Source organism: Streptomyces sp. NPDC006385 (assembly GCF_040612485.1).
Classification (GTDB): Bacteria; Actinomycetota; Actinomycetes; order Streptomycetales; family Streptomycetaceae; genus Streptomyces.
Genome location: NZ_JBEXQG010000161.1, coordinates 1 through 3,341, shown reverse-complemented (window position 1 = coordinate 3,341; position 3,341 = coordinate 1). Strand labels below are relative to the sequence as shown.

Here is a 3,341-nt window from a genome sequence, read left to right as displayed (position 1 = left end):
ACGCTTCCTTCGTACTCACCCTCTCGGGCTTTCCTCCGGGCGCTTCCCTTCGGTCTTGCGTTTCCGACTCTATCAGATCCTTTTCCGATCCGATTCCCTGTCGGCGGGATTGCCATGAGGCTCTGGGCTTTCGCCCGTCGGCCTTTCGACATTCACTACGTTAGCCGATTCCCCCGCCCGATTCATAATCGGGCTCCGCGGATTCGGATTCGGGCATGCGGGCACGCCGAAATCGACCCCGTTGAGGGTGTTCGTAGGTAGTGGGTTGGCCGCTCCGGCTGCTGACTACGCAGTACCCGGTTCAGCGGCTCGGGCTACGTTACGCCCCTCGCCAAGGCGCGTCAACTTCGGCGGCGCCTCGGGACATGGGCCCGATAGGGGCTCACCGTGGGGTCGTTGGCGATCCAGTAGCGCCAGGGGTGGATGTCCCCGTTGCCGCCGTCTCCGGCCACGCCGGTGCGAGGGCCGTTGCGTACCTGGTCGGAGGGCACGGGTGTGCCGGTGAGGATCCTCAGCGGTGTCTCGGCGGAGGTGCACGCGTCCGTGCCGTCCAGGGCCCGGTCCACACCCAGGGCGGTGGCCAGACGGGCCGGGCCTTTGGCCAGTTCCTTGTCTCTGCGGGCCGAGACTCGACGCTTCCGGGCGAGTTCGGTGCCCTCGATGATCTCGCCGGCGCGCAGCAGGACCGCGCTCGCCTGGCCGTCGGGGCCGCACACCAGGTTCATGCAGTGCCACATGCCGTAGGTGAAGTAGACGTAGACGTGTCCGGGAGGACCGAACATCACGTCGTTGCGGGGCGTGCGGCCGCGATAGGCGTGGGAGCCGGGGTCGTTCGGGCCGTCGTAGGCCTCGACTTCTGTGAGGCGGAGGGCGATCGGACCGTCCGGTGTGGTGCGTACGAGGACGCGGCCCAGGAGGTCGGGGGCGACTTCCAGGACGGGCCGGTCGAAGAAGGCCCGGGGCAGGGGCGTACGGTCGGGGGTCGCGATCATGCCGTCCGAGGGTACTGCAGACGGGTGGTCGCGACGGGGTGGTCAGGGAGCGTGCGCCTTGCCAGGGTGGGGCGCGGAACCGGCCACGGCCGGATCGCGTTTGTAGGGATCAAGGATCCACTCTGAAAAGAGGAGAGTCATGGCGTTCAAGAAGCTACTCGCGAGCCTGGGGGCCGGCGGGGCTTCGGTCGAGACGGTGTTGACTGAGGTCAACGTCGTTCCGGGCGGTGTCGTCCAGGGTGAGGTGCGGATTCAGGGCGGGTCCGTGGCCCAGAACATCGAGGGTCTGTCCGTGGGCCTGCAGGCGCGGGTGGAGGTGGAGAGCCAGGACTCGGAGCACAAGCAGGACATCGAGTTCACGAAGATGCCGCTCGGTGGTGCCTTCGAGCTCCAGGCCGGGGCCGTGCACGCGGTGCCCTTCGGGCTGGAGATCCCCTGGGAGACGCCGGTCACGACGATCGACGGTCAGCCGCTGCGCGGCATGAACATCGGTGTGACGACGGAGCTGGCGATCGCGCGGGCCGTGGACTCCACCGACCTGGACCCGATCAACGTGCACCCGCTGCCCGCGCAGAAGGCGATCCTCGACGCCTTCATCCAGCTTGGCTTCCGCTTCAAGAACGCGGACATGGAGCGCGGCCACATCCGCGGTACGCGGCAGAAGCTGCCGTTCTACCAGGAGATCGAGTTCTTCCCGCCGCAGCAGTACCGCGGGATCAACCAGGTCGAGCTGAGCTTCGTCGCGGACGAGAACGCGATGGATGTCGTACTTGAAATGGACAAGAAGCCGGGGCTGTTCAGTGAGGGCAGTGACACCTTCCGGTCGTTCCAGGTGGGTCTGAACGACTTCCAGGGGACCGACTGGGCGGCGTACCTCAACCAGTGGCTGTCCGAGGTCGGCAGCAAGCGCAACTGGTTCTAGGCTCGGAACTGCTGATTCCACTGGATCGTCAGGAGGTATCGAAGTGACCGAGCTCAAGAGGCGGCCGCTGCCCCACGACTTCCATCCGCCCGTGCCGTCCTTCACGGTCACGAGCGAGGACGTCGAACACGGCGGGACCCTCAAGGACGCTCAGGTCTACGCGGCCGGCAACACCTCTCCGCAGCTGCGCTGGGAGGGCTTCCCGGCCGGGACCAAGAGCTTCGCCGTGACCTGCTACGACCCCGATGCCCCTACGGGGAGCGGGTTCTGGCACTGGGTCGTCTTCGACATCCCGGCCTCGGTGACCGAGTTGCCGACGGGTGCGGGCAGCGGCAAGTTCGAGGGTCTGCCGGAGGGGGCGGTCCAGGCTCGTAACGACTACGGGTCGAAGGACTTCGGCGGTGCCGCGCCGCCGCCCGGGGACGGGCCGCACCGGTATGTGTTCACGGTGTACGCCGTGGACCAGGAGAAGCTCGGGCCGGACGAGGATGCCAGCCCGGCCGTCGTCGGCTTCAATCTGCGGTTCCACGCGATCGGGCGCGCCCATGTGATCGCTGAGTACGAGGTGCCTGCCGAAGCCTGACGTTCATGGAACGTTTGCCCGCCCCCGGTCTTGGAAGTGATCGGGGGCGGGCATTTTTTATTTCGTTGTCCATCTCGGCGTGCCCGGCCAGAGTTGATCCCAGCCCGCCAGGGGGTGGGCAGGTGCGCACGGGAGGTGGGCTGCAATGCGGGACACGCTGGTACTGAACGCGAGCTTCGAGCCGCTGTCGACGGTGACGTTGAATCGAGCCATCGTTCTGGTGCTCCAGGACAAGGCCGTCGTCGAGCAGGCCCATCCCGAACTGCGGATGCGTGGAGCCGCGGTCGACATACCGGCGCCCCGCGTGATCCGGCTCTGCAGGTACGTACGGGTGCCGTTCCGAAGACAAGCGCCGTGGTCGAGGCGGGGTGTTCTGGTGCGGGACCGGCACCGGTGCGCGTACTGCGGGCGCCGGGCCACGACGGTGGACCATGTGGTGCCTCGGTCGCAGGGTGGGCAGGACACCTGGCTGAATACCGTCGCCTCGTGTGCGGAGGACAATCATCGGAAGGCTGACCGGACGCCGGAGCAGGCAGGGATGCCGTTGCTTCGGGAGCCGTTCGAGCCGACGCCGGCCGATGCGATGTTGCTGGCGCTGGGGGCCGACGACCTTGCTGCGCTGCCGGATTGGCTGGCAGTGGACGCCGCCGCCGCGTAGCTCATCGCCGTGGGACTTTGACTCGTTCGTCGGCTGCGGGCGATGTGTGGCTGGTCGCGCAGTTTCCCGCGCCCCGGAAGGGGCGCGGGGCCGCCCGGCGGGAGAAACAAGATCGGAAGATCACACCTCTGAACACCAGTCACATGCACTGATATATCGTTTTCCGTCTTGTGCTTGAAAAAATGT

At 66.9% G+C, this 3,341-nt stretch carries 4 protein-coding genes; 3 read left to right on the top strand and 1 reads right to left on the bottom strand.

Annotation, left to right across the window (positions count from 1 at the left end):
- Positions 1-341 precede the first annotated feature (341 nt).
- Positions 342-992, bottom strand: a complete 651-nt coding sequence (locus ABZ078_RS44255; RefSeq protein ID WP_356584348.1) for a DNA-3-methyladenine glycosylase — start codon at positions 990-992, stop codon at positions 342-344.
- Between the two features lie 139 nt (positions 993-1,131).
- On the opposite strand from ABZ078_RS44255, the gene ABZ078_RS44250 reads away from it, so the two are divergent.
- The 3 genes from ABZ078_RS44250 to ABZ078_RS44240 all read left to right on the top strand — a co-directional run bounded on the left by ABZ078_RS44250 (position 1,132) and on the right by ABZ078_RS44240 (position 3,155).
- Complete coding sequence (locus ABZ078_RS44250) at positions 1,132-1,914, top strand: sporulation protein (protein ID WP_356584346.1); 783 nt, start codon at positions 1,132-1,134, stop codon at positions 1,912-1,914.
- A gap of 43 nt (positions 1,915-1,957) precedes the next feature.
- Positions 1,958-2,497, top strand: coding sequence for a YbhB/YbcL family Raf kinase inhibitor-like protein (locus tag ABZ078_RS44245; protein WP_356584344.1), 540 nt, complete (start codon positions 1,958-1,960; stop codon positions 2,495-2,497).
- A 145-nt stretch (positions 2,498-2,642) separates the two neighbouring features.
- Positions 2,643-3,155 (top strand): HNH endonuclease, encoded by a 513-nt coding sequence (locus ABZ078_RS44240; RefSeq protein WP_356584342.1) that lies wholly within the window; start codon positions 2,643-2,645, stop codon positions 3,153-3,155.
- Positions 3,156-3,341: the final 186 nt, after the last annotated feature.

Bases quoted from the DNA above. Each gene is read 5' to 3' on its own strand.
- ABZ078_RS44255 (WP_356584348.1), bottom strand. From the start codon at position 992: ATGATCGCGACCCCCGACCGTACGCCCCTGCCCCGGGCCTTCTTCGAC.
- ABZ078_RS44250 (WP_356584346.1), top strand. From the start codon at position 1,132: ATGGCGTTCAAGAAGCTACTCGCGAGCCTGGGGGCCGGCGGGGCTTCG.
- ABZ078_RS44240 (WP_356584342.1), top strand. From the start codon at position 2,643: ATGCGGGACACGCTGGTACTGAACGCGAGCTTCGAGCCGCTGTCGACG.